Source organism: uncultured Chloroflexus sp. (assembly GCF_938091255.1).
In the GTDB taxonomy this organism is placed as follows: Bacteria; Chloroflexota; Chloroflexia; order Chloroflexales; family Chloroflexaceae; genus Chloroflexus.
The window spans coordinates 1-24116 of sequence record NZ_CALLJH010000026.1 but is presented as its reverse complement, the minus strand read 5'-3'; the positions used below and the strand labels follow the sequence as shown (position 1 = coordinate 24116).

Genomic DNA, 24116 nt, shown 5'->3' with positions numbered 1-24116 from the left:
GCGGAGCAGGCAAGATGCGCTGCGCCGGATGACGACGGGCCATTTGGTGCGGAGCGTGCCACGTGGGCCGTCCTCCGTGTCAACCGCGATGCGATTGACGATGGGGAGTATAGCAACTCTTGCCCGATTTGTCAAGCGGCTATGCACAACCGGGATGAAACGCTTTCTCAGGCGGTATTTCTCGTTATGCGGCGCGCGATGAAGTCGTCACAAATCGGCGAATTTGCGTGGTACACTGTGAGCAAGTCACAGTTTCGCTGTTACCTATGACCTCAATATGCCAGAAAGGAGATTTTATGCCCGCCTTAACCGAACGTATGCTGGCGCTGGTTGATCAGTGGAATGCAGCCGGCGACCGCCGGGCTATCTTTCTGGCCTGTTACCAGCGGATGACTGAGCATATGCTATCTGCGGTAGAACGCGATGAATTCCACGACTCAGCTTGGGTGTACCGGCTCATCGGCGACTTCGCCGATTATTATTTTGTCGCCCTCGCAGCGTGGGAACAAGCCACCGGCGGACCGCAGGTCTGGCAGCATACGTTCACTTGCGCTGCGCGGCGCGACACAGCCATTGTGCAACATCTGCTCTTGGGAGTGAATGCTCATATCAACTACGATCTGGTCTTGGTATTGGATGACTTGCTGCGCCCGGAATGGTCACACCTTTCGGAACATGAACGCCAGCAACGGCGAGCGGACTACGATGCGGTCAATCGGGTAATTGCGCTCACGATCGATCGGGTGCAAGATGAGGTAATTGCGCCATACACACGCGCTATGAACATCCTTGACCATGCCTTCGGCCCACTCGATGAGTGGTGTACAGCGCACTTAATCCGCAACTGGCGCAACGACGTGTGGCAACAATCGGTGCAGATGATCGCGACAAATGACGGGGCTGCACGCGCCGCCGCGCGCCAGCACGTTGACCGCATCGCTACGCAACGCGCTCGCTTGATCAGTGGCGATGCGCTCGGCGCGCGGGTGTTTGGGTATCCGTTACGCTGGCTGAACCGGCTACGGTTACTATGAATAAGGCCTCGCCGGCACAGCGAGTGCTAGAGCGATACGAACATCTAACGTGCTTAGAAGCTATCTCAAGAGGGAGTATGTCTGTCGAAACACAGCCGCCACTTTGGCGGGTATGGTTATGGCCTGCCGTCGTCGGTATTGCGATTGCGGTTGCAAATGTGCTCGTCTTTATCTTGTTACCTCCTGATCTGGTTGAACGGTTAGGCGCCCTCGGCTACTTGGGCGCTTTTCTTTCGGCTGGAATCGCTAACGCTTCGATTGTGGTGCCAGTGCCGTATTATCCGCTCTTGATCCGGCTCGGACAAGCGTTCAACCCGTATGGCATCGCCATCGCCGCCGCTGCCGGTTCGGCGCTCGGCGAGCTGGTCGCCTTTTATGCCGGGCGGAGTGGGCGTAAGGCGATGGAGCGCACCGCGTTCTACGAGTGGGTGCATCGCCAGATGCAACACCGCTGGCGCGCGCCGGTCGTGTTGTTCGTGCTCTCGGCGCCGCCCAACCCGTTTTTCGACATCGCCGGCATTATTGCCGGCGCCGTTGGCGTACCGGTCTGGGTGTTTGCCACGACCGTCTTTCTGGCCCGGATCGTGCGGATGGGTTTAGTAGTGCTGCTGGGGTATACCCTCTTTGGCGGTTGGTGAACCTGACCGCTTAGCACATACGAACCGCTCTGCACCTGTGCTACAATTCAAGGTAACGCAGGGCGCGAGGCTGGCGCGCCACTTGAACCGGATTGCCAGCAAGAAAGCGGAGGTTCGCGATGGAGCGCAACCTTGGAATGGATTTGGTGCGGGCCACTGAAGCGGCTGCGCTGCGTTCGGGGCGTTGGATGGGGCGCGGCGATAAGAACCGCGCTGATCAGGCCGCAGTTGATGCAATGCGGATGGCGCTGAACAGTGTGCCAATGAACGGTATCGTGGTGATCGGTGAGGGAGAGAAGGACGAAGCGCCGATGCTCTACATCGGCGAACGGGTTGGCAATGGCGAGGGTGAAGAGATTGATGTCGCAGTTGATCCGGTTGAGGGTACCACGCTGCTCGCCGAAGGCATGCCCGGCGCGATCGCGATCGTTGCCGTTGCCGAGCGGCACTCGTTCTACAATTGGCGCGGCATCCCGTATATGGATAAGCTGGCCGTCGGTGAACGGGCCAAGGGCGTGATCGATATCAATGCGCCTGTAGCCTACAATATTCGCGCGGTTGCGCGCACGCTCAATAAGCAAGTAGAAGACGTAACTGTAGTAGTGCTCGATCGCCCGCGCCACAAGGATCTCATTCGCCAAATTCGCGAAATCGGCGCGCGCATTAAGCTCATTGCCCACGGTGACGTCAGCGCCGGGATTATGACCAACATCGAGAACCCACCTGCTGATATTTTGATGGGTATCGGCGGCGCACCGGAAGCAGTGTTGACGGCGGCGGCGCTGAAGTGTATGGGCGGCGAGATCCAGTGTAAAATCTGGCCGCGTAACGATGAAGAACGTGCGCGCGCCGTTGAACTTGGCCTTGATCCTAAACAGGTATTGACGACGCGCGATCTGGTGCGCGGCGAGAATGTAGTGGTGGCGGCCACCGGCATTACCTCTGGCGAGTTTCTCCGCGGCGTGGAGTATTTCGGTGGTGGTGCCCGCACCCATAGCGTGGTGATGCGCTCACGTTCGGGAACGGTACGTTACATCGATGCGACTCACCGCTGGGATAAGCTGATGCGCATCTCTGATATGCCGTATGTCCATTAAACTTTCCGCGCAACCCGCGACGGTGCGCGACCGGTTGGTGCAGTCGCCGCTCCTGATTGCATTGTTGGCGTTGGCTACTGGCAGCCTGATCGGCGGCGTGACGGCGTTGGGGCCGCTTTACACTGCCGCCGGCTTGCTGGCTTTGGCCATCGCCACTGCGTTGTTGGTGAGCGTCAAGGCCGGGCTGATTGCGGCCTTGGCTGTGGCGACGATTATTCCGTTCGGTACCTTGCCGTTTAAGGCGATTATTACGCCTAATTTCTTGACGCTCGTGCTGGTGGCGCTCAACGGGGTTTGGTTTTTGCGCGCACTCGCTCGTTCTGATGCGTATGATGTCCGCTTCGGTTCGTTGGGCTTGCCGCTCATCGGGTTTCTGGGCTTGACCCTCTTTTCGCTGGTGCTCGGCGCGCGCGGGTTGCCCGACCCGCAAACCCTCCACAATTACGCCAAGTTTGTGTTGGGGGTGTTCTGCTACCTGACCATGATTAATTGTGTGCGCGACCGCGATACCGCCCGGCTGATCGTGCGCGCCTTGATCGTGGTTGGTGGTTTGTCGGCGCTGATCGGGCTTATTTTGTGGGCCTTGCCCGATTCGATCGCTTTACAACTGCTAGTGGCACTGGGCCGGATCGGGTACCCGACTAGCGGGCGGGTGTTGCGGTATGTGGAAGATGACCCCAACGGCCTCGAACGGGCTATCGGCTTGGGGGTTGACCCAAACAGTTTCGGCGGGATGCTGGCCCTCGTCGCGGTGCTGACCTTGACCCAACTCGCTGCGCCGCGCCCGCTCTTGCCGCGCTGGCTGTTGGCAACTTTAGGCGGGTTGCAAGTACTGGCGCTGTTGCTGACCTTCTCGCGAGCGGCGCTGTTCGGCCTAATCATCGCTGCGGCCTTTTTGGCCACTGTGCGCTATCGCCGACTGTGGCGATACATGATTGTCGCCGGTATCCTCGGCGCAGTGCTGTTGCTGGGATTGGGTTACGCCGATGAATTTATCAATCGCGTGCTCTCCGGCGTCCAGTTCCGCGATCAGGCCCAACAGATGCGCCTCGATGAGTACGCTAACGCAATCGCGATTATTCAACGATATCCGGCATTTGGCATCGGCTTTGGTCAAGCGCCCGATCTCGACCTCTCGGCGGGGGTAAGCAGCATCTATCTCGCAATCGGCCAACGTATGGGCTTGATCGGGCTAGCCGTCTTTTTGGGCCTGATCGGATTTTGGTTTACCCGCAGCCTGCGTATCTTGCCGCAACTTGATGATGAGGCGGCGAGTTGGCTGCTCGGCTGCCAAGGCGCGATCGTTGCTGCGCTCGCCGTTGGTTTGGCTGATCACTATTTCTTTAACATTGAGTTTAGCCATATGGCAACGCTGTTTTGGTGTACGATCGGGTTAGGCAGTGCCATTGAGTGGTTGATTAACGAACCGCTGTCGAAAGGTCAACCCGATGCACTGCCCCGATGACGGCGATAGAGACGCACTTGAAATCAAATTATCATGGCAAGTAAAAATAACCATCCCGGCGTAGTTGCTGACAACCGTAAAGCTCGCCACGATTACGACATCGAAGAGACGATCGAAGCGGGCATTGTTCTCTCTGGCAGCGAGATTAAATCGGTGCGCGCCGGACGGGTGAATTTGCGCGGCAGCTTTGCCCGCGTTGTCAACGATGAGGTCTTTCTGTACGATGCCCATATCGCGCCATACGAGCAGTCGGGCAAATACTTCAACCACGACCCGCTGCGACCGCGGAAGCTTTTGCTGCACCGCCGCGAAATCAACCGGCTGAATGGATTAGTGCGGATGAAGGGGATGACCCTAGTGCCGCTGAAGATCTATTTCAAAGGGCGGCGAGCCAAGGTCGAGCTTGGGGTTGCCCGCGGCAAGAAGATTTATGACAAGCGCGAGGATATTGCCCGCCGCGATGCCGCGCGCGATATTGACCGCGCCCTCAAGCGCTCGCGGCAAGAGCGGTAAATGCAAATGACCACAAAAAGATACAAAAGTATAGATCAAACTACCGCACTTACGCTTACGAGGGCAGCTTATGACCGACCGTTTCCAGCGCATTCGCGATCGCTACCTATCTGGCGAAATTCCATGGGATCACCCCGAACCGCCGCCCGAAATCATCGCGCTCAGTCGTGAATTGCCGCCGGGCCGCGCTATTGACCTCGGCTGCGGCCTTGGTCGGGCCTGTATCTGGTTAGCCCGCGCTGGCTGGCAGGTTGACGGGATCGATTTCATTCCTGAAGCGATTGCTATGGCCGCCGAGCGGGTGGCTGCCGCTAGGGTTACTGACCGGGTGCGCTTGTTTGTCGCCGATGTCACCAAGCTAGATTTTCTCACTGGGCCATACGATTTGGCGATCGATGTCGGCTGTGGTCACGGCTTTGCCGAGCCAGAGCTGAATGCGTATCTCGATGAAGTTCACCGGTTGCTGCGACCGGATGGGTTGTTTGTATTGTTTGCCCATCTGCGCAATAGTGATCAGACAGAGACGCTCAAAACCAGCATCGAGCAATCAACTCTGATGCAAGCCTTGCGCCAGCGGTTCACAGTTGAGCAGTTCGTTCCCGGCGAGACAGTGGTGATGGGCAATCGCGGCCCCTCGGCGTGGATCTACCTGCGCCGGATGTAAACACAAAGCGGTGGAAAAGCGAGCTAGTCCGGTTGTTTTTGCGAGCCGAGTGGAACGAGGCGAAGCAATCCCCTGCGAGAGCGCAACTAACCCGCTCAGCTAGCCGTTCCGCCAGAGCAGGAGAGTGCTGCGAGGGCACACCCCCCGCGCACTGACAGGGGGGAGTAGCCGTTCACGCTCTAGTTGTCATTACGAGCGGAACGAGGCGAAGCAATCCCCTGCGAGAGCGCAACTAACCCGCTCAGCCAGCCGTTCCGCCAGAGCAGGAGAGTGCTGCGAGGGCACACCCCCCACGCACCGACAAGAGCAGACTGTTGATCCACAACGGCATAGCATTACTGGGTCTTGGTATCGCACTGTCTATCTGGAGTAGCCAATGAAACCCATTCAAGACACCTATCCCGATGAGTTGAGCCACTGCTACGGTTGCGGACGTCTCAACCCCGATGGGTTGCAGATCAAGAGCGTCTGGAATGGAAATGAAGCCATCGCTCGCTTTACCCCGCGCCCCTACCACACTGCCGTTCCCGGTTATGTGTACGGCGGGTTGCTCGCTTCACTAATCGACTGCCACGGCACGGGCACTGCTTCGGCAGCCGCTTATGCCGCGGCTGGTCGCGAACCGGGCACGGTCCCGTATTTGCGCTACCTCACCGCCTCGTTGCGGGTGAATTTCTTGAAGCCGACTCCGCTCGGCCCTGAATTGATGATCCACGGACGGGTGAAAGAGATGGCCGGACGGAAAGTGGTGGTCGAGGCGTGGATCGAAGTGCATGGCGAGACGACAGTGCAAGGCGAAGTGGTAGCAATACAGGCGCCCGATCACATGATCGAAGCATTGCTCAATCGGGCGTAGTATAGTGTCGCGGGGGGAAGGTTTGTACTTGGTAGATGCCCTCACCCCCTGCCCCTGCTCCCACCTCTTGGCAGGAGCGGGGGAACGTTTTTTACCGCAGAGGGTGCAGCGAGCACAGAGGGGAGATCCCGTGTCTTCGCGACAGGCACCGGTTGAACGGAAGACAGCAGCATTCTGCTCCCGTGCCAGTGGGAGCGGGACTAGGAGTGAGGCACAACGCAAAGGCGGGCAGATCGCAGAGGACGCAAAGGGTTTGATAGGATCCCCGCTCCCGTGACGGCCCCTGCGGTAAACGACTTGCCCTCATCCTTCCAGCACGCTTCTCCCCCATGTGGGCGAAGAGGAGCTGATGTATCCCGATGACAAGATGTTTGTACTTAACAGATGCTTTCCCGCGCCTGAAGCACTCTTGCCCACCAAAGGGTGCTAGCGCCGCTACCCTACCCAGCGCGCCCAAAAGGTTGGTACTGGATAAATGCTTTTTCCATACCGCAGCGCCCCTACACGCTTGCCCTGCTGTAACGGCTGCGGAAGAACAACCGCGCTATCACGAAGAGGCTAAGCGCAACCCCAACCGCTAACGCCAACGTCGGGCTAGTTAGCCGGTCAGTGAGCACCTCGGCAGGCACTGTGACGGCAAACGCCACCGACACTAGTCAACAAGGCGCGCCGCCACAGTAGATAGATGCTGACCGGCCAGCGTCATTTCTTTCAGGTGACAGACACGGAGCGAGGCAACGGCCCGCGCTCCACGAGCTAGATGGGAACGCGGGCGCCCCGCCCCCATCTACCGGCGAGCACATGTGCGGGTCGCTGGCCGCACCCCGCTTTGGCGCGATATACATCCTCACCTCTGCGTTCTCTGCGGTAAATACTCTCTATACCCTCACCGTAAGGCTTAGCTCAACTGCGAACCGGGCGATCGCAGCTCCGGCCAGCGGCCATGCCGGATCGAGCATGATGTCGTGTGGCGCAGCGGGGATGACAAACACCTCGGCGCCGTAGGCAGCGGCAAGGGCTTGCTGGGCAGCGAGATCAAAGATCGCGTCGTCGCCAGCGGCGATAACCAGCACCGGCGTCCGGCAAGCGGATGGACGGGGGCGAATCAGCATGCTGCTCATCATCACCAGTGGCGGTTCGCTGACTAGTTGCTGGCGATAGCGTTCGAGGTCGGCGGCTGCGATGTCGGACCGGAAGAGGGCGGCACGCACCGCCGCCGGCTCACGGCGCAACAGGGCGCGAATATCAACCATCGGTGCGCCTTCGCGCCAGCGGCGCAGAAAGTAGGCCGGGCTTGACACCGGCGAACTACAGAGCAGCACCACTCCGGCCAAAACCGGCGGCGGCCCGCAACGTCCGGTCATTAACAACTGGGCCACATAGCCGCCGGCGCTATGGCCGACCAGCACTGGCGGCTGCGGTAAGGTAGCAATGGCATCACGCACATCATGCACATAATCGCAGATAGTGGTCAACGGGCTAGCCGGCGGACTAGCGCCGTGGCCGCGCAGGCTGATTGCATGCGCTGCAAGGCCGCGCGCCGCTAGATCGGGCAAGGCCCGTTCGGCCCAACACCATGCCGCGTGCCATGCGCCATGCACCAACAACACCGGCGGGGCCGGGCGGGGTTGTTGCGGTTGCGTTGAGATCCATTCGAGCATTGCGCTTCTCATAGGTGGCAGGGTCAATATATCCTACTCCCTACTCACCACCTCCTACTCCCACTCGTTCCGGGGGCAGACCCAACTGGCGGCGGCGCTCTTCGGCCAAGCGGCGCTTCTCGGCAATCATCTCATCGGTAACATAGACGCCAAACGATCGTAAGCGAGCCAACTCAAGGCCATGCTTCTTCCACAGCCGGTAGACCTCTTTCACCCGTTCGATCTCGATATTGCGCCCCAGCGTATAATCCTCAAATTTGCCTTCCATCGCCAGCAGCGCCGTCTCGGCGAGGCAGGCATAAGCGGTGCCGGGAGGCATATCAATATCGAAGCCAAAATCTGGCTCGCCGGGCAGCACAATCTCGCCGCTCTCGATCACCAGCACATCAGGTCGGCGACGCGCGTCTTCCTCTTTCACATCGGGCGGGCGGGCGACGTCGCACACGACGGCGCCGGGTTTGAGCTTATCGATATTGATCACCTTGCCGGTCAGCGCGCTAGTCGTCGTGATGATCAGATCAGCATCGCCAATATAGGCATCGGCATACGTCGCCGCCACCACCCGCGCGCCGGGAGTCTCGGCTTCGATCTGCTTCTTAAGCGCCAACAAGCGTTCAGCGCGAGGGGCAACCAGCACCACATCATGCACCGCCTGCGCCAACAAGCGCGCACAAACCGCGCCGATCGAGCCGGTCGCGCCGATCACCACGGCACGTATATGCTCAGGCCGGCCACCCTTCATCAGCAACACCGCCTGCTTAGCCGCTTCGAGGGTGGCGGCCACCGTCAGCGAATTGCCCGACGTGATACCGATATTGACCTTCTGGGCTACCGTGATCCCCGCATCACCGACCACCGAAGTAAACGCACCCAACCCCATAATCTGCGCCCCCATCCGCTCGGCCATACGGGCAGCTTTAATCAAGCGGCGATAAGTAAAGCTGGGCGGGCGGCGCATCATCTCACGGGGGGTCGCGCCAAGGGTGAGGAGAATTCCCTCCACCTCTTCACCAGTTGCCTTCGAGCGGATGCCACGAATACGCGAGAGATAGAGCGGTGGAAACTCAGCGGCAACCAATTCCACCAGCCGCTTGGGCAGATAGCGCGTCCAGCGAAACAGATGATGATTAGCAATCAGCTCAGTGCGCAGCGGATGGATCACAAAGGCGAAGCGTGGTTTAGGCCGCGGATTAAGGTCTTGCACCGTCGGCCCCCAGCCGGCAGCCGCGATAAAATCGATCACCTCGGCATCGCCGGGTTGGCGCGCACTTTCGGTAATTGCGGTAATCACCGCCTCGATTGCATCAGCAGCGATAAATGGGCGATTCTCGCTGAGGGGCGGCGTCATGGTGACCAGTGTTGTCACCCCGCGCTGGCGCAGGTCTTCGATCTCAGCCAGCGATGGATCATCAGTGATGATCGCCTTGCGGGTCAGATCGTGCGGGGCAAAGCGGCGGATAAAGGCAAAATCGCCGGCAATGACATCAGCCCAGCGGAACAAATCGGCAGCCCGGCCATCAAAACCCTCTTGACCGAGCGCCACCGGATGGAGGAAGCGGTAGGGCAAGAGAGCCAACACGGGCAGAGTAGTGGCGGCGTATAATTCGAGCTGTTCAAGCGAGCGTGGCGGAGGCAAGAAGGGGATACCGGCATGAATCACCGGATCGGCAAAGCGCAATTCCGGCTCGTACTGGCTAATGGCAGCGGCGAGTTGGTAACGCTCGACGCCGCTGGTGATTAACACCCGCTTATAGCGCAGCAGCGATGGAATCTGACGAGCCGCTTGCGCAACCGCCCACCGCTCGAGCGTCGCTTTGACCACCCCACCATCAACCACCGGCGTGCGGCGGGCTTGGGCAGCGATATGGATCGCTTCTTGATGCGGGTAACGAGCGCGGCCAATCCGAAAGACCGGCGTCAACCCGCCTAGCCCGATCGCGTCAACCTTGCCGTCAAATTCGCGTACCAACGCCATCGCCTGCGCAACATCGCCGTTGGTGCCAATCCGACGCACTTCCACATGCTGTCCGAGCACCGTGACCGTGATCTGATAATCGCGTTGCGCCGACCCAAGACTGATGCTGACAACTCGCTTCATTGCGGCCTCCTCCTCGCGCTCATAGCGCAAGTATACCACGGACAACGAATGGGGTATGGAGTGCGGCAGGGTAATTGCCGCACTCTACATAGACAGGGCTTGCCGACCCCAGTAAGGAATAATTGGTAATGCTGCCGCTAGCAGTGGTATGATGACGTTGGAATGTTACGTTTCGCCACCTTTCCTCATCATAATAGACGGTGGCATAGTAGCGAGCTAGGCAGCGTATGACAACGACAACCGTACCCGCCACCCATCACCTGCTGCGCGGATGGTGGATTGCGAAGCATCTGTTTGCGTTGGTGATCGTAGCGACATTGATTATTCTGGGGTTTTGGCAACTTGACCGGCTCGAACAGCGGCGGGCAGCGAATGAGGCCCGCTTGGCGGCGTTGGCCCAACCGACGCTTCCGCTCACACCTGAGACCGATCCGGCGACGGTGATCGGGCGGCGGGTCGTGGTACGCGGAGTGTTTCGCAACGAAGAAAGTGTCGTTTTGCGCGGGAGGCGTTCGGATAGCGGGGTAGATGGCGTTCACTTATTGACGCCATTGCAGATCGAGGGCAGCGAGCATGCTGTGCTGGTTGATCGCGGTTGGTTGCCATCGGCGCAGGGAGCGGCGACTGCCTACGCAGTGACGCGACCGGTGACGATTGAAGGAATTGCCCGCGCGCCGCAACTACGGCCTGACAGCCCATTGGCCGGACGCGATCTGCCGTTGCCGGGGGAGACGCGGATCAATGCGTGGTTGCGGGTTGATGTGCCGGCCATTCAACAGCAGGTTGGCGCGCCGCTGTTACCGCTATTTATCGAGCAGTTGCCCGACGGTAGCACGAGCTTGCCGCGCCCGCCTGACCCGTACCGGCTCGATGAAGGCCCGCACCTGAGCTATGCGCTGCAATGGTTCACCTTCGCCGGCATCGTCGGCATCGGCTATCTCTTGCTCTTGCGGCAAGAAGTGCAGCGCAAGTAAATATTGACATTCTTCTTACATTTTACCGACATCGTTTCAACACCTTTCTGGTACACTACACAGCAGCAATAACCGATCGGTGCAAGGAGAGAACAAGCATGGCTACTGGAGTGAGCGCAACGACTGCCCAAAGCGCAGTACTTGAAGTTACTGAGGCTACTTTTGAGCGCGAGGTGTTGCAGCGCTCGCAGACGACGCCGGTCGTGATCGACTTTTGGGCGCCGTGGTGCGGGCCGTGCCGCGTGCTGGGGCCGACGCTCGAGCGGCTGGCGCGCGAAGCTGGCGGCACGTGGGTGCTGGCAAAGATTAATGTTGATGAAAACCCGCGCCTTGCCCAGATGTTCCGCGTACAGGGCATTCCAGCGGTCAAGGCGGTCTACCAAGGCAAGATTGTTGATGAGTTTACCGGTGCACTGCCGGAGAGTCAGGTGCGGGCATGGCTAAAGCGGGTGGTGCCTGACCGCAACGCCGACCTGCTAGCGATGGCGCAAGCGCTGGAGGCAACCAATCCAGCGGAGGCGATTGCGCGCTACCGCTTGATTCTGGGCCAAGACCCCAAGAACGAGACGGCGCTGTTCAATTTGGGCCGGTTGCTGGCGCTGCGCGGTGATCCGGAAGGGATTGTGACCCTTAAGCAAGTTCCGGCAAGTAGTTCGTTCGGCAGCCGTGCGATTGCCGGGTTAGCGATTGCCGATTTGGTGAATGCACCCACTGAACCGGCGGAAGGCAGCGAGGGGTTGTACCGGCAAGCAGCGGCAGCGGTGCGCGCTGGCGATTACGCGACGGCCATTGAGCAGCTCTTAACCATCGTCGGGCGCGATCGCGCGCTGCGCGATGACGGCGCACGCAAAGCGTTGCTGGCGTTGTTTGCTCTGCTCGGCGACGAGCATCCACTGGTGGGGCCGGCCCGTCGCCGGTTGGCTAATCTGCTCTTCTGATCTGCGGCGCAGAGACAGCGTGCCTGTCTCTGCGTCTTTATGTCTACCTTTATGATTGTCGTGCTAGCCGGCGGCGTGGGAGCCGCCCGATTTTTAGAAGGCTTGGCCGCCGTGGTCGATCCAGCACGCATTGCCGCCATCATCAATACCGGCGACGACATAGTGCTGCACGGGTTGCATATCTCGCCCGATCTCGACATTGTCACCTGCACGCTGGCCGGAGTGATCGATACCACGCAGGGATGGGGCATTGCCGGCGACACCGACGAATGCATGCAGTGGCTTGGCCGGCTGGGTGCGCCCACGTGGTTCAAGCTCGGCGACCGTGATCTAGCCTTGCACATCTACCGTACTGCCCGCCTGCGCGACGGCGCAACCCTGTCGCAGGTTGCCGACGAAATCCGGCGGGCCTTAGGAGTGGCAATCACTCTTGTGCCGATGAGCGATGAGCCGGCGCCGACCCACGTGCTGACCGATCACGGCGAACTGCACTTTGAAGAGTATTTTGTGCGCGAACGCTGCCAACCGGCGGTGCGCGGGGTGCGCCTGCATGCCGCCGGGCCGGTGCAGCCGGCGCCGCGCCTGTTGCCGCTGCTCGCCAGCGCCGAAGCAATCATCATCGCGCCGAGTAACCCGGTGGTGAGCGTCGGGCCGATCCTTGCCGTTCCCGGTGTGCGGGAAGCGATCGCCAATACCAGCGCGCCGGTTGTCGCCATCAGCCCGATCGTGGGTGGTGCGGCAATCAAAGGGCCTGCCGTGCCGCTTATGCGGGCCGTGGGCATGGAACCGACCGCGTTGGGAGTCGCTGCGGCATATGCCGACCTGATCGATGGGATTGTCATTGATACCGTGGATGCGGCACTGGCACCGGCCATCGCACGGCTTGGCATTCGCCCGCTGTTGACTGATTCGATCATGCGCGGCATGCCAGAAAAGATGGCGCTGGCGCAGGCAGCGCTGGAACTAGCGTTTGCTTAATCCGCAAGCGATTGTGGTGGGGGTAAGAGTACACAGCTTCGCTGTGTGTCTACGACCCCCGCGCAATAACAGAAAGCAGTGTCCGTGATCGGCATTGCCATCCCTATCAAACGGCTCCAGTTCGCCAAATCACGACTAGCCGGCGTTCTCGCGCCGGCAGCGCGGCAATGGCTGGTACTCAGATTGGCCCGGCACGTCATCAACGCTGCCCAGCAGGCAACCGGGAGCTTTACCAAGCCGGTGCGAATCTGGCTGGTCAGTGCCGATCCAGACATCGCGGCACTAGCGCAGGCCGATGGTGTCGAATGGCTGCCCGACCGTTGCGAAGAATTGAACGCAGCCTTAACCGAGGCGCGCCATCAGATCCAGAGTGCCGGCGCACAAGCGATGATTGTGCTGGCCGGCGATCTGCCCTTGGTGACGGCAGAGGATGTAAGGGCGCTCCACAATGCGCTGAGTGAAGCCGATCTTGCGCTGGCGCCCGATCAGCAGCAGCAAGGCACTAATGCTTTGGCATTACGATTGCCCTCGCCACTGCCCTTCCTCTTCGGTATCAATAGCGCTGAACGGCACCTAACAGCGGCAGAACGGCTAGGGTTGCGCGCGCGCCTGATCACGACGCCAACCCTCGCCTTCGATCTCGACGACAGCGAACGGCTCCGGCAATACTGTGCCGCCGAATGCCCTGCCGAAGCAACCCCGCTTGCGCTCAATCCGCCGCCGGCTGGGCCAACGTCGCCCGATACCGGCGCGTCGCCAGCAGGCTATCGGTAGTATAAATGGCAAGCGCCGTCCAAATCGCGCCAAAGCCGATCAATTGCGCGGTCGAAAACGGCTCGCCGTAGACCAACACCCCTAGCAAGAGTTGCAATGTCGGGGCAAGATATTGCAGAATGCCGATGGTGGTCAGCGGAATGCGCTGGGTAGCCGCGCCGAAGAAGAGCAGCGGTGCAGCGGTGACAACGCCGGTGCTGAGCAGCAACAGCCACAACCCGGCATCGTGATGCATACCGCCATTGTTACCGGCCAACCAGCCTAGCCAAAGCACCGCCGGCACAAACATCCAGAGTGTCTCGACGGTAAGCGCCTCAAACGAGCCGAGCGGAGTCTGTTTGCGCAAGAGACCATAAAACCCAAACGACAGCGCCAAAGCCAAAGCGATCCATGGCAACGCACCGGCGCTATAGGTCAACCACGCAACACCGGCAGCGGCAATTGCAATCGCCAGCCACTGTGCCGGACGCAACCGCTCGCGTAAGACGAGCACGCCGAGCGCGATACTGACCAGCGGATTGATAAAATAACCGAGACTAGCCTCAACCACCCGGTTCATCTGCACCGCCCAGACATAGATACCCCAATTAGCGGCTAACAAGGTCGCGCTCGCCAGATAGGTCCAGCGCAACCGGCGCTGGCGGCGCATCACCTGCACCCATTCCCACTGCTGGCGCACCGCCAGCACGGCAAGCAAAAAGAGGAGTGACCAAATCATGCGGTGGGCAAGAATTTCGGTCGCGGTTGCGCCATTCAGAGCCTTCCAATAGACCGGCAACAACCCCCAAAGAGTGTAGGCGGCGACTGCCGCGCCAATGCCTTGTAAGACGGTTTTGTTGATCATAAGAACCTTTTACTACAGATTATCATACGACGACACCTCACAATTACTTTCGCCGCACACTCCTTTCATAACAAAATATTCAACAAACAGATGAATCTTTTTTAAACCTCAAGCTCAATCGCAGCATCAGTCTTGCGACTGACCCGATTATGCAGAGGAGGCCCTATTTTCACCCAAAAAGCGTGGGTAGCTACTACATTTCATCGCAACACATTTTGTTAAAACTTTGTTCATGTTGGGAAACATGCTCAGCAAATCTGTCGTTTCGGTAATACTTCGGTTTGCGCTTCGGTTATGATTCGGTACAGTTGAAACACTACATTGCAGCATTTGGAGAGGTGCCATGTTCCGCCCAATGCAGCGAGCAACGTTCTCACTGTTGACTCTTACCCTAGTTATCATTTGGTCGCTCGTCATCAACCCTGTCTTCGCCGCCACCAGCACATGGATCGGTGGCAACGGCAACTGGAACGATCCTGCCAACTGGAGCGGCGGGATCGTACCGCAGAGCCGGAATGACATAGCAGTGTTTCCTCATACGTCGCATCCGCGCGCTATTAATCTAAACAGTGACACCATTGAGATCGGCGAAGTGCGATTCGATAGCGAAATGACCTATTCATTGTATAGCTCTGGCAGCGGCAGCCTGTATTTTCCGCCGGCCGGCGCCGGCACTATTCGCGTGCTGAGGGGTTATCATACCATTGCTGCGCCTATCGACCTACAAAAGACTATCTCATTTGATATAGCTGCCGATAGCAGTCTCACAATCGCGAGCCCCAACAACTTGCTTCGCGGCAGCGGCGGCATTACCAAAACTGGCGAGGGTGATCTCTACCTCCTCACGCCCAACGAACACAAGGGCAAAACCACGATCAATGGTGGCGCACTGATTTTCACCAACGATCAAGCTTTTGGTACCTCGAAACTTGAACTCATCAGCGGGCAATTAATCGGCACCGGCGGCAACCGAGTGATCGATAATCAGATAACGAACCTCAACAACAACTTCACCTTTGACAGCAATGAACACCGGCTCAGCTTCAGCACCCCGCTCACCTTACCCGGCAACCGGGTAATTGCCGTTGAAGGCGATGTTACGTTCAACAAAGTGATTGATCGAGCCGGGAGCCGTGACCTGCGCAAAGAGGGGAGTGGCAACCTGACGATCAACCTATCTGGAACAGATAACATTGGTTCATTCGTGCGCAACCAGAGCAGCGGCCAGCTCAACCTCTACGGCGCCGGCACAATTGGCGCAATTGTCTACAACCCAACTTCCGGCGGCGGCGAGATTGGGATCGGCGACCAGCGCGATCTTACGACAGGAAACATCATCCGTGGACGCGGCACGCTCAGCGTCAACGGAAACGGTGATGGGGTTCGCCTGCATAGCGCAAATATTCGCCTGAGCTTCGAGATCGGTCCCGGCGGCGATAACCTTGTGCTAGATAATACAGCAAACAACCGAACGAAGAACGCCAACATTGAACTCGTGGGAGCCGGCAATCCCAATGGAGCTGAATTGGCGCTCGCCTTAGTTCCCGGTTATACGCCTGCTCCGGGCGATTCATGGGCGATCATTCAACACAACAGCACTGGGAATATTCTCGGCACCTTCCGCGACTTGCCCAACGGGGCAGTCATTGACGTAGCAGGCTATCCCTTCCGAATTGTCTACCAACCAAAACAGGTGGATCTGATCGCATTGCCGCCGGTTGTTCTGACCATCCAAAGCGGCAACAACCAGAGCACCTTGCTCAACACCGACTTTGCCCAGCCCTTGCGTGTTCGGGTTAGCGATGAAAACGGTGATCCTCTGCCGGGCATCTATGTGAGCTTCACTGCGCCCAGCAGCGGGGCTAGCGTAACCTTCCCCACCGGCAATGGTGCCGTGAGTGATGCAAATGGGATGGTCGAGATTCCGGTGCGGGCTAATAGTGTGGCTGGCACATACACAGTCACGGCAAACGTGGGCAGTTCGAGCGCTCCGTTTACCCTGACAAACATCGCTTCAAGCCCAACGGCGACCGCCACCGCGACCACGGCACCGACCGCCACCGCGACGCCAACCGCCACCGCGACGGTTGAACCAACCGCCACCGCGACCACGGCACCGACCGCCACCGCGACCACGGCCCCAACCGCGACCACGGCACCAACCGCCACCGCGACCACGGCCCCAACCGCGACCGCGACGGTTGAACCAACCGCCACCGCGACCGCGGTACCAACCGCGACCGCGGCCCCGACCGCGACCACGACGCTGACCGCCACCGCGACGGTTGAACCAACTGCCACCGCAACCACGGCACCAACCGCCACCGCGGCCCCGACCGCGACCGCGGCCCCAACCGCGACCGCGACGGTTGAACCAACTGCCACCGCGACCGCGACGCCGACCGCCACCGCGACGCCGACCGCCACCGCGACCGCGGTACCAACCGCCACCGCGACGCCGACCGCCACCGCGACCGCGACGCCGACTGCCTCGGCCACCCCGGTGCCGACACCGGGCCAAGCGCCACAATTGGAGCTTAGCTTACCGACATCACTTGCAGTCGGCGGTAACATACACCATCAACTGAGCGCCACCGGTGGCAGCGGCAGCTATACCTACCAAGTGAGCGGCCAACTCCCGCCGGGGATCACGCTGAGCGCTGATGGTCGGCTCGAAGGGCAAGCAACGCAGGTCGGCACGTACAGCTTTACCATCACCGTGACCGACAGCAATGGCCAAACCGCCAGCTTCGACTACGAGATCATCGTTGAGCCAGCGCGCATCTTCGTGCCGATCATTCTGAAAATAGCGCCGTAACGCCCTTACTTCTGATGACCCCTGCCGAACCGTGGCAGGGGTCATTTTGCTGTTGCCGTGATAGTGTGCCCTCTTTACAAAATAGAACATTTGTACTATAATTGGACGCATGATCCGGTACGGCAACCAAGAGGAGCAAACAAATGATTGGGCGCAATCGAGTTCAAGCCATCACTGAAGCCATTACTCTCCAATACGCCAACGGCAAGAACCTAGCCCGGCCAGTTGGCGGCAAACGGTTCAGCCCCTACATTGGCTTCCACATTGAAGCCGGACGCGATGACGAACTCGATGCGCGCCTCCGCGCGGCCCGGATCGAGCAAATCGAAATCAAGCACCAGCGGCAAGGCGGAGCTGAGATTGTGCGTCATTGGGCACTTGGCGAGACGATCCGTTTCTACGTTGTCACCAGCGGCCCAGTGGCGCAAACCGTCGCCGGTAGTCTTGGCCGCAACGCCACCGCCACCGCCGCTGCCGGCATCGGCCTGCGTTGGGGCAGTAGCGATCGCAGCCGCATGGCCGTGCGCGGCTATCTTGATCTCCTCGTGCGGATGGATCTTCTCCGGCTGGCGCAACTGTCGGTTCGATCGCGAATGACCGATGTCTTACTAGCAGCCTTGCTCGATCACGGGCGCGTGTGCGAGGCTGCCGATGCGCTCATTAACCGCACCCGCCACCCTGAGCTCGTCACCTTTCACGAGCTCGTATTGCCGCTGGGGCCGGGGGAAGAAGAGGAATGGGGCAAGGGCGAAACCACAACCGTCGTGCCATTCAAAAGTCTCCATCCAGCGCAGATCGATCGCGATTACATCGAGCGCATCTGGCGACCTGACGCTGTGCATCAAGCGGCGTTGCGTGACTGGCCCGGCATTCAAGCGTGGGCCAGTGAGTATGCCCTTCAGGCCGATGAACGCAGTACTAAGGAACGCAGCGACATGATTGAGCCAGTTGGCAGTTAACGGACTCGCCGCGCTGAAGCAACAGCCGGCCTAGCGGAATCTGGATTTACGGTAGTACCGCGATGGCCAATATTCCTTCCTGTTCGCAAATGGAATATCTTGGAATGCAATAGGTGTTTGCCTTGGTCTGATGCTCTTGTAACCTTCATCCCGCTTGTTTCCCTGCGCACTTTGTGGAGCTTCAAAGGCGAACGGAACATTCGATTGACGAAGCCCGCGACGCGGGCTGATCGCCCTCACCCCCGCACCCACTCCTGCCTGATGGCGGGAGAGGGGGAGCCACTTTGTCTGCGCGAACGGCACTGGTTGCACGGAACACAGGAGCACTCTGCTCCCGTGCTCGTGGGCAAGGGTCAGGGAGAGGGCACCACCCTCCCCTATAAGCATCACTTCCTGCCTTGCGAGAGCGGGGAAAGGGCGCCACAAGTGAGTACATTTGGCACGGTAACAGCTGTTTTGATGCGAGTGTTCCGTCCGCTACCTTGCCCCGGATCAGGATCGCGCAGCCCATGTTGCACAAATACACTGGCAACCTCCGTTTGCACGCTCGCTTGTTGGCTCGTTGTTCCTCCACAAGCCTTGTTCCCGCTCACGCATAGGTAAGAGCTTTACCGTTCTCCACAAGCCTGCTAGTAATAGTGAATCGCACAGCAAAGCCCCACAGACAAAGGATCGCGCTTCCTAGACTATCATTCGCGCGAGCGGCGGAGATTTCGTCGGGTACGGCGCACCCGCGCAATGGCAATAGGGTCATAGTACTAAGAGTTGGGCTGCTCGTGGTGATTTGTACGTTTTGCACAAATAAAAACCCTTGCAATTGTACAAAATATCCAGTATGATAAAAGCGCAACCGGCAATGAAGCCGTCGCGACGAAGATAGTCTTGATAGATTCAAAAGGAGTATGACAATGCGCAACGGGAACTTTGAGCAGTACACGGTCGAAGAGGTGTTGCAGACATTTGGCGCTGAGGCGCGGACATTTCTGCGCGAGCACCGGATTGATCGCAGCAATCTGCGCTTTGCCGATGCCTGCGCAGCCGCTAGCGTCACCCCGGACGAGTTCTTCGCTCAGCTCGATGCCGGCATGCGCCGCCGCGCAGCGCGGGCTGCGAAGCAGAACGTCGCGGAGTACGCTTAATCTGATTACGTCTCTTGACCCCAACAGACCGGCGCGGCTGCGCGCCGGTCTTTTATTTCGCTAAACACACCTACGCTGAAGTTCGATGACGAGCCACTCGGGCACGCTGCTTTCATAACACTTGCACCGGATCAATGTCGATGATCCAACCGGGCAGCGGGCCGAGCGCGTCGAGGGCGGCGTGAATTGCTCGGGTAGTGCTATCGGCAGGCACGCGCAACAACACGTGCCATCGCCAACGGCCGCGTTGGCGGCGAAAGAAGGCTGGGGCCGGGCCGATCAAGCGCCAACCGGCCAGATCGCGCTCGCCAATGTAACGTTGGAGATCGGTGGCAAGGCGTTCGGCTTGCTTGCGGCATGTTGTTTCACTAGAACTGCTGATCACAAACCGGATTAGCCGGCCAAAGGGCGGGTAGGCCAAGGCGCGGCGAAAGGCGATCTCTTCACGATAAAACGCCTGATAGTCATGTTCACGCGCCGCTTGCAGCGCATAATGGTCAGGCTGGTAGGTCTGGATAATCACCTGCGCTCTCTCGCTGCGCCGTCCAGCGCGCCCGGCCACTTGCGTCAAGAGCTGAAAGGTGCGTTCACCGCTGCGAAAATCGGGCAGGTGCAGACCAGTATCAGCAAGGATCACTCCGACCAGCGCCACAAGGGGCAGATCAAGCCCTTTGGCAATCATCTGGGTACCGACCAGCACGTCAATCTGGCGAGCCAACATTGCCTCCAACAGCTTGCCATGCGCATCTTTACCGGTAGCGCTATCGCGATCCCAACGCGCAACGCGCGCGTGCGGAAAGAGTTCGCGTACTGCTTCGGCCACTCGCTGCGTGCCAGCGCCTAAGACCCGGATCCGACGGCTGAGGCACTGGGGGCAGATCACCGGCGCGATGGCCCGCTGACCGCACGAATGGCAAATCAGAATATTTGCCGACACGCCAGCTTCACCAGATTCCTGATCGTAATGCACCGTCAGCGGCGCAGTACAGCGCGCGCAGTGTGCGACATAACCGCAATCACGGCAAAACACAAACGAGGCAGCGCCACGCCGGTTGAGGAAGAGCAACGCCTGTTGACCACGTGCGAGCGTCTGAGCCAATGCCTGTTGCAACACTGTTGAGAAGATTGAGTTGTTGCCCTGTTGCAGCTCGCGCCGCATATCTACGATCCGAACGGGCGGCAACGGCAACGGACGGGTATGCACCAAACCATCTACGCCGATCTGGCCGCCAATCCGTTCAGGCAACTGCAACAGATGCAGACGCCCGGCGCGAGCCGCGTAAAAACTCTCGACGCTCGGCGTTGCGCTGCCGAGCACGACTGTAATGCCGCCTAATTCGGCTAATTGCAACGCTGCGTCGCGAGCATGGTAGCGCGGGGCCGAATCGCTCTTGTAGCTCGGCTCGTGCTCCTCATCAACAATCACCAATCCCAATTCAGGCAAGGGCGCAAACAGCGCCGAGCGCGCGCCGATCGCCAAACGCGCCTCGCCACGGCGCAACCGCCGCCACGCATCGTAGCGTTCACCGTCACTCAGACCGCTGTGCAACACTGCCAATTGGCTACCGAAACGAGCGGCAAACCGGCGCACCAACTGAGCCGTGAGCGCAATTTCAGGCGCTAAGACCAGCGCCTGCCGGCCTAGACGCAATGCGCGCGCAATCAAGCGCAAGTAGATTTCAGTCTTGCCGCTGCCGGTAATGCCGTGCAGCAAAAATCTTCCGCCATCGCCGGTCTCAAGCGTCGTCACAATGGTCTCGTAAGCCTCACGTTGGGCTGCAGTCAATGGCGGCGGAGTATCAGGCGGCGGCGTAAGCGATACCAGTGGATCACGGTAGACCTCGCGCTCAAACAGCGCGATGAAGCCGCGCCGTTCCAACGCACGCACCCCGGCCAAATCAAGGCCGGTAGCCCGTCGCAATGCTGCCAACGGTTGCGCCTCACCCTGTTCGGCCAACCAGCGTAGCGCCGCGGCCTGCCGAGGAGCGCGACGAAGCTCGCCAAGCGCGTTTTCCCAATCAAGGACGGCCAGTTGCGCCACCTGCTCGCGCCGTGGGCGCACTCGCGGCGGATCGATGCGCGTCCCGCGCGTAATCAGGCCACGTTCGGCCAACGCCCGATACGCCGCGCGCAAATCGGCATCACTCCCACGCAACGCCGCGCGCAGATCAAGCTCGCTCTGCTCGCCATGCCGCCGGAGGTAGAACAGGATGGCCCGCTCCCGTTCCGGCAACCCGCCCAACTCGTAGCGCAGGCCATCGGAAGTGGCCCGCCACGTGGAGACAGCCTGCTGTACCGTACCCGGCGGCAAGCACAGATCGAGCACAGCCGCAAGAGAGGTGTAATAGGTTTGCGCGACCCAATGCGCCAAAGCAATTGTCAATGGCGGAATCGATAGCTCCGGATCGACCAGATCGATCAGATCGCGCAACCCATTGGCCGGACGTTGCTGTAAGTCAACGATTACCCCTTGCACCTGTTGTTGGCGTAACGGCACCCACACCAGATGCCCAACGGCGATCAGATCGCGGAGATGAAGAGGCACACGGTAAGAAAATACACCGTCGTGCCGGCGTACCGACGACGGCGCATGAACAACCACATCGGCGACTAAAGCGATCGAATCAGTAGTCTCGGTCAAAGAGTCACCTCGCCATATTGGCAATCCTATGGCATAACCTGCATCGAAAGCACGCTCCACCCTCACTCGTTGACAGCGCAGCCTCCACTTTATGATATACTATCCCTTCGGATCGCTAGAGGGTCTCGGGCTGGCAATGGGCCAGCTTCTCCCCTCTGTAAACACCAAAGAGAGGCATCTTATGGCTAACGCCACCTTGGCAGCTCAGCGCCGCCACATCTTCGGCAAAAAGGTCAAGACCCTGCGCCGCGAAGGCATCTTACCAGCCAACTTTTACGGCAAGGGAGTAGAAACGACCGCGATTCAGATTAACGAGCGCGACTTCGAGCACATCTTCCGCACCGTACCGAAGGGTGAATCATTCACGCTCGACATCGAGGGGGCGACATACCCGGTAGTGATTTATGTCGTGCAACGCCACCCGCTGACGCGCAAGTTCCTCCATGTCGATTTCAAGCTGGCGTAAACTAGCAACACCGCCGGTACGCGGCTCACCCCGCATACCGGCGACCCTTCCACGTCACCCCGCGTCCCAATTGCACGCGCACAATGCCATAACCGGCAATAAATAGATACATCAGCAAGCCAACCGGCCACAGCAGTGCATAGAGTGGGCTGAGCCGGTAAAATTTGCGGTACAGCGTCCCCCAGAACAGCAAGCCAACCAGCCATACCAGCAGACCAGCGCCAGCAGCGACATAGCCGGCTACGCCGCCGCTCAACAAACCGCCAGCCATAAGCACAAGCGGCCCATAGGCTTGCGCCAACAACAAAGCCATCCCGGTCAACGAACGCCAGCCGCCGCTGCGCGAACCGGCAGCAGCGTTCTTCATCAAGCCTTCCGCCACTTCAGCGGCATTGGTATACATCCGCACAGCGAGATACTCCATCCCAATCGCACCACGCACTGTAAAACCAGCCGCGCGCAAGGTCTGGCCGAGCCGCACATCTTCGAGCACCTCGCTGCGCACGGCGTTATGGCCACCGATCGCATCATAAGCGGCGCGGCGGACAAAAATGCACTGGCCATTCGCGAGCACCTCATCGGGGCGCACATCGGGTTGGGACAGCCGCTCGAAGGGAAAAATCGATACAATCAGAGCAATGAACGGCGGCAATACCAAGCGTTCAGCCCATGACCCTAATTCGAGAAAAGGAAAGATCGTCACCATATCGCCACGAGTGGCCTGCGCATGGCAGAGCAAGGCTGCCGCCAGATCAGGGGCCGGCGCGGTATCAGCATCGAGAAAGAGCAACCACGCGCCGATCGCGGCATCGCTCGCTTGCTGGCAAGCGTTACACTTACCGACCCATCCCGGCGGCAAGGGCCGGCCCGGCACCACCCGCAGCCGCGCATCGGTTGCGGCCAACTCAGCTAAAATCGCCGGCGTACGATCGGTCGAACCATCATCAACCACAATCACCTCAAAGTGCGGATAACGCTGGGCCAGCGCCCCGCTCACGCAACGGCGAATCGCCCGCTCTTCGTTCCGCGCCGGGATAAGGATCGAGATAAAGGGCGGATCGGACGGCAAACAAGGCGACGACAAGCGCGGGATCCGGCACATCCGCCGCCAATTCGCGCCAAAACTCGCGATCAGGGCGAGCGCACACACTCCCCACAAAAGCGCAAACCACATAAGAACCTCGCTAATGGCGGCAACCTCAGATAGTATATCAGTTTCATTCTATTGCGTATTGCCGTAGCGCAATGCAGCCATACGGTCTGGTAGGAAGCTGGGCACGTATGCGCTAGCGGCGACAACAAGGATACGTGTCTTGGATCACACGGCAATTGGACGACCGCACACCCCTATCAATGCAGAAATTCGTCGCTATCACCCACGGCAGCACCAGACCACCGACACCGCTTTACCGCATCAGGATACGACAAAACGGCGTGGAGCAATCGCGCTTGACAAAATCGGCGGCATTCGCTATACTACTCAGCGTTGCGAGGGCAACGGTCTCACCGAAACGGTAGACCGCACAAGTGAAGGGCGCTCGGTCGCCGCTAGGGTCACA

Annotated in this window: 21 protein-coding genes and 1 pseudogene; 16 read left to right on the top strand and 6 right to left on the bottom strand. The window is 59.5% G+C overall.

What is annotated here, in order from left to right:
• Positions 1-296 precede the first annotated feature (296 nt).
• The 7 genes from Q1A00_RS09820 (at position 297) to Q1A00_RS09790 (ending at position 6267) form a co-directional block, all read left to right on the top strand.
• Positions 297-1034, top strand: a complete 738-nt coding sequence (locus Q1A00_RS09820; protein WP_298407552.1) for a DUF5995 family protein — start codon at positions 297-299, stop codon at positions 1032-1034.
• A 77-nt stretch (positions 1035-1111) separates the two neighbouring features.
• The gene (locus Q1A00_RS09815; protein WP_298407550.1) at positions 1112-1672 is read left to right on the top strand and encodes a VTT domain-containing protein; all 561 of its coding nucleotides are present in this window, start codon (positions 1112-1114) and stop codon (positions 1670-1672) included.
• A 119-nt stretch (positions 1673-1791) separates the two neighbouring features.
• Positions 1792-2769, top strand: a complete 978-nt coding sequence (gene glpX, locus Q1A00_RS09810) for a class II fructose-bisphosphatase (protein WP_298407548.1) — start codon at positions 1792-1794, stop codon at positions 2767-2769.
• Positions 2759-4234 (top strand): O-antigen ligase, encoded by a 1476-nt coding sequence (locus Q1A00_RS09805; RefSeq protein ID WP_298482664.1) that lies wholly within the window; start codon positions 2759-2761, stop codon positions 4232-4234. The genes glpX and Q1A00_RS09805 overlap by 11 nt, the downstream gene beginning before the upstream one ends.
• A 30-nt stretch (positions 4235-4264) precedes the next feature.
• Positions 4265-4747: an SsrA-binding protein SmpB gene (gene smpB, locus Q1A00_RS09800; protein ID WP_298407555.1), complete on the top strand. Its 483-nt coding sequence runs from the start codon at positions 4265-4267 to the stop codon at positions 4745-4747.
• Positions 4748-4817: 70 nt separating this feature from the next.
• Complete coding sequence (locus tag Q1A00_RS09795; RefSeq protein ID WP_298407542.1) at positions 4818-5411, top strand: bifunctional 2-polyprenyl-6-hydroxyphenol methylase/3-demethylubiquinol 3-O-methyltransferase UbiG; 594 nt, start codon at positions 4818-4820, stop codon at positions 5409-5411.
• Positions 5412-5787: 376 nt separating this feature from the next.
• Positions 5788-6267 (top strand): PaaI family thioesterase, encoded by a 480-nt coding sequence (locus tag Q1A00_RS09790; RefSeq protein ID WP_299756514.1) that lies wholly within the window; start codon positions 5788-5790, stop codon positions 6265-6267.
• Between the two features lie 500 nt (positions 6268-6767).
• Here Q1A00_RS09790 and Q1A00_RS09785 read toward each other — a convergent pair whose 3' ends face one another.
• The 3 genes from Q1A00_RS09785 to Q1A00_RS09775 form a co-directional block, all read right to left on the bottom strand.
• The gene (locus tag Q1A00_RS09785) at positions 6768-6914 is read right to left on the bottom strand and encodes a hypothetical protein (protein WP_298407536.1); all 147 of its coding nucleotides are present in this window, start codon (positions 6912-6914) and stop codon (positions 6768-6770) included.
• Between the two features lie 231 nt (positions 6915-7145).
• Positions 7146-7928 carry an alpha/beta fold hydrolase gene (locus Q1A00_RS09780; RefSeq protein ID WP_298407535.1) on the bottom strand — a complete coding sequence of 261 codons (783 nt, stop codon included), beginning with the start codon at positions 7926-7928 and terminating at the stop codon, positions 7146-7148.
• A gap of 40 nt (positions 7929-7968) precedes the next feature.
• Positions 7969-10026 carry a serine carboxypeptidase gene (locus tag Q1A00_RS09775; protein ID WP_298482662.1) on the bottom strand — a complete coding sequence of 686 codons (2058 nt, stop codon included), beginning with the start codon at positions 10024-10026 and terminating at the stop codon, positions 7969-7971.
• A 227-nt stretch (positions 10027-10253) separates the two neighbouring features.
• Between Q1A00_RS09775 and Q1A00_RS09770 the strand changes: the two genes are divergently transcribed.
• The 4 genes and pseudogenes from Q1A00_RS09770 to cofC form a co-directional block, all read left to right on the top strand.
• Positions 10254-11000 (top strand): SURF1 family protein, encoded by a 747-nt coding sequence (locus Q1A00_RS09770; RefSeq protein ID WP_298407529.1) that lies wholly within the window; start codon positions 10254-10256, stop codon positions 10998-11000.
• Positions 11001-11098: 98 nt separating this feature from the next.
• Positions 11099-11938, top strand: coding sequence for a tetratricopeptide repeat protein (locus Q1A00_RS09765; RefSeq protein WP_298407526.1), 840 nt, complete (start codon positions 11099-11101; stop codon positions 11936-11938).
• Positions 11939-11989: 51 nt separating this feature from the next.
• Positions 11990-12916 (top strand): 2-phospho-L-lactate transferase, encoded by a 927-nt coding sequence (cofD, locus tag Q1A00_RS09760; RefSeq protein WP_366144886.1) that lies wholly within the window; start codon positions 11990-11992, stop codon positions 12914-12916.
• An 84-nt stretch (positions 12917-13000) separates the two neighbouring features.
• Positions 13001-13585, top strand: a pseudogene (cofC, locus tag Q1A00_RS09755) (2-phospho-L-lactate guanylyltransferase); the annotation flags it as partial.
• Between the two features lie 40 nt (positions 13586-13625).
• Here the strand turns inward: cofC and rarD are convergent.
• Complete coding sequence (gene rarD, locus Q1A00_RS09750) at positions 13626-14534, bottom strand: EamA family transporter RarD (protein WP_298407520.1); 909 nt, start codon at positions 14532-14534, stop codon at positions 13626-13628.
• A 343-nt stretch (positions 14535-14877) separates the two neighbouring features.
• Between rarD and Q1A00_RS09745 the strand changes: the two genes are divergently transcribed.
• The 3 genes from Q1A00_RS09745 to Q1A00_RS09735 all read left to right on the top strand — a co-directional run bounded on the left by Q1A00_RS09745 (position 14878) and on the right by Q1A00_RS09735 (position 19450).
• Positions 14878-17352: a putative Ig domain-containing protein gene (locus tag Q1A00_RS09745; protein ID WP_299756507.1), complete on the top strand. Its 2475-nt coding sequence runs from the start codon at positions 14878-14880 to the stop codon at positions 17350-17352.
• 143 nt (positions 17353-17495) lie between these two features.
• The gene (locus Q1A00_RS09740; RefSeq protein ID WP_298407515.1) at positions 17496-18311 is read left to right on the top strand and encodes a hypothetical protein; all 816 of its coding nucleotides are present in this window, start codon (positions 17496-17498) and stop codon (positions 18309-18311) included.
• A 908-nt stretch (positions 18312-19219) separates the two neighbouring features.
• The gene (locus Q1A00_RS09735) at positions 19220-19450 is read left to right on the top strand and encodes a hypothetical protein (RefSeq protein ID WP_298407512.1); all 231 of its coding nucleotides are present in this window, start codon (positions 19220-19222) and stop codon (positions 19448-19450) included.
• Positions 19451-19562: 112 nt separating this feature from the next.
• Here the strand turns inward: Q1A00_RS09735 and priA are convergent, their stop codons facing one another.
• Positions 19563-22091, bottom strand: a complete 2529-nt coding sequence (priA, locus tag Q1A00_RS09730; protein WP_298407509.1) for a primosomal protein N' — start codon at positions 22089-22091, stop codon at positions 19563-19565.
• A gap of 181 nt (positions 22092-22272) precedes the next feature.
• Here priA and Q1A00_RS09725 point away from each other — a divergent pair, with 181 nt between their 5' ends.
• Positions 22273-22557 carry a 50S ribosomal protein L25 gene (locus Q1A00_RS09725; protein WP_298407505.1) on the top strand — a complete coding sequence of 95 codons (285 nt, stop codon included), beginning with the start codon at positions 22273-22275 and terminating at the stop codon, positions 22555-22557.
• Positions 22558-22582: 25 nt separating this feature from the next.
• On the opposite strand, the gene Q1A00_RS09720 is transcribed toward Q1A00_RS09725, so the two are convergent.
• Positions 22583-23731: a glycosyltransferase family 2 protein gene (locus Q1A00_RS09720; RefSeq protein WP_298490561.1), complete on the bottom strand. Its 1149-nt coding sequence runs from the start codon at positions 23729-23731 to the stop codon at positions 22583-22585.
• Positions 23732-23870: 139 nt separating this feature from the next.
• Here Q1A00_RS09720 and Q1A00_RS09715 point away from each other — a divergent pair.
• Positions 23871-24116: hypothetical protein (locus tag Q1A00_RS09715; protein ID WP_298407499.1), on the top strand; the 246-nt coding region annotated here is incomplete at its 3' end.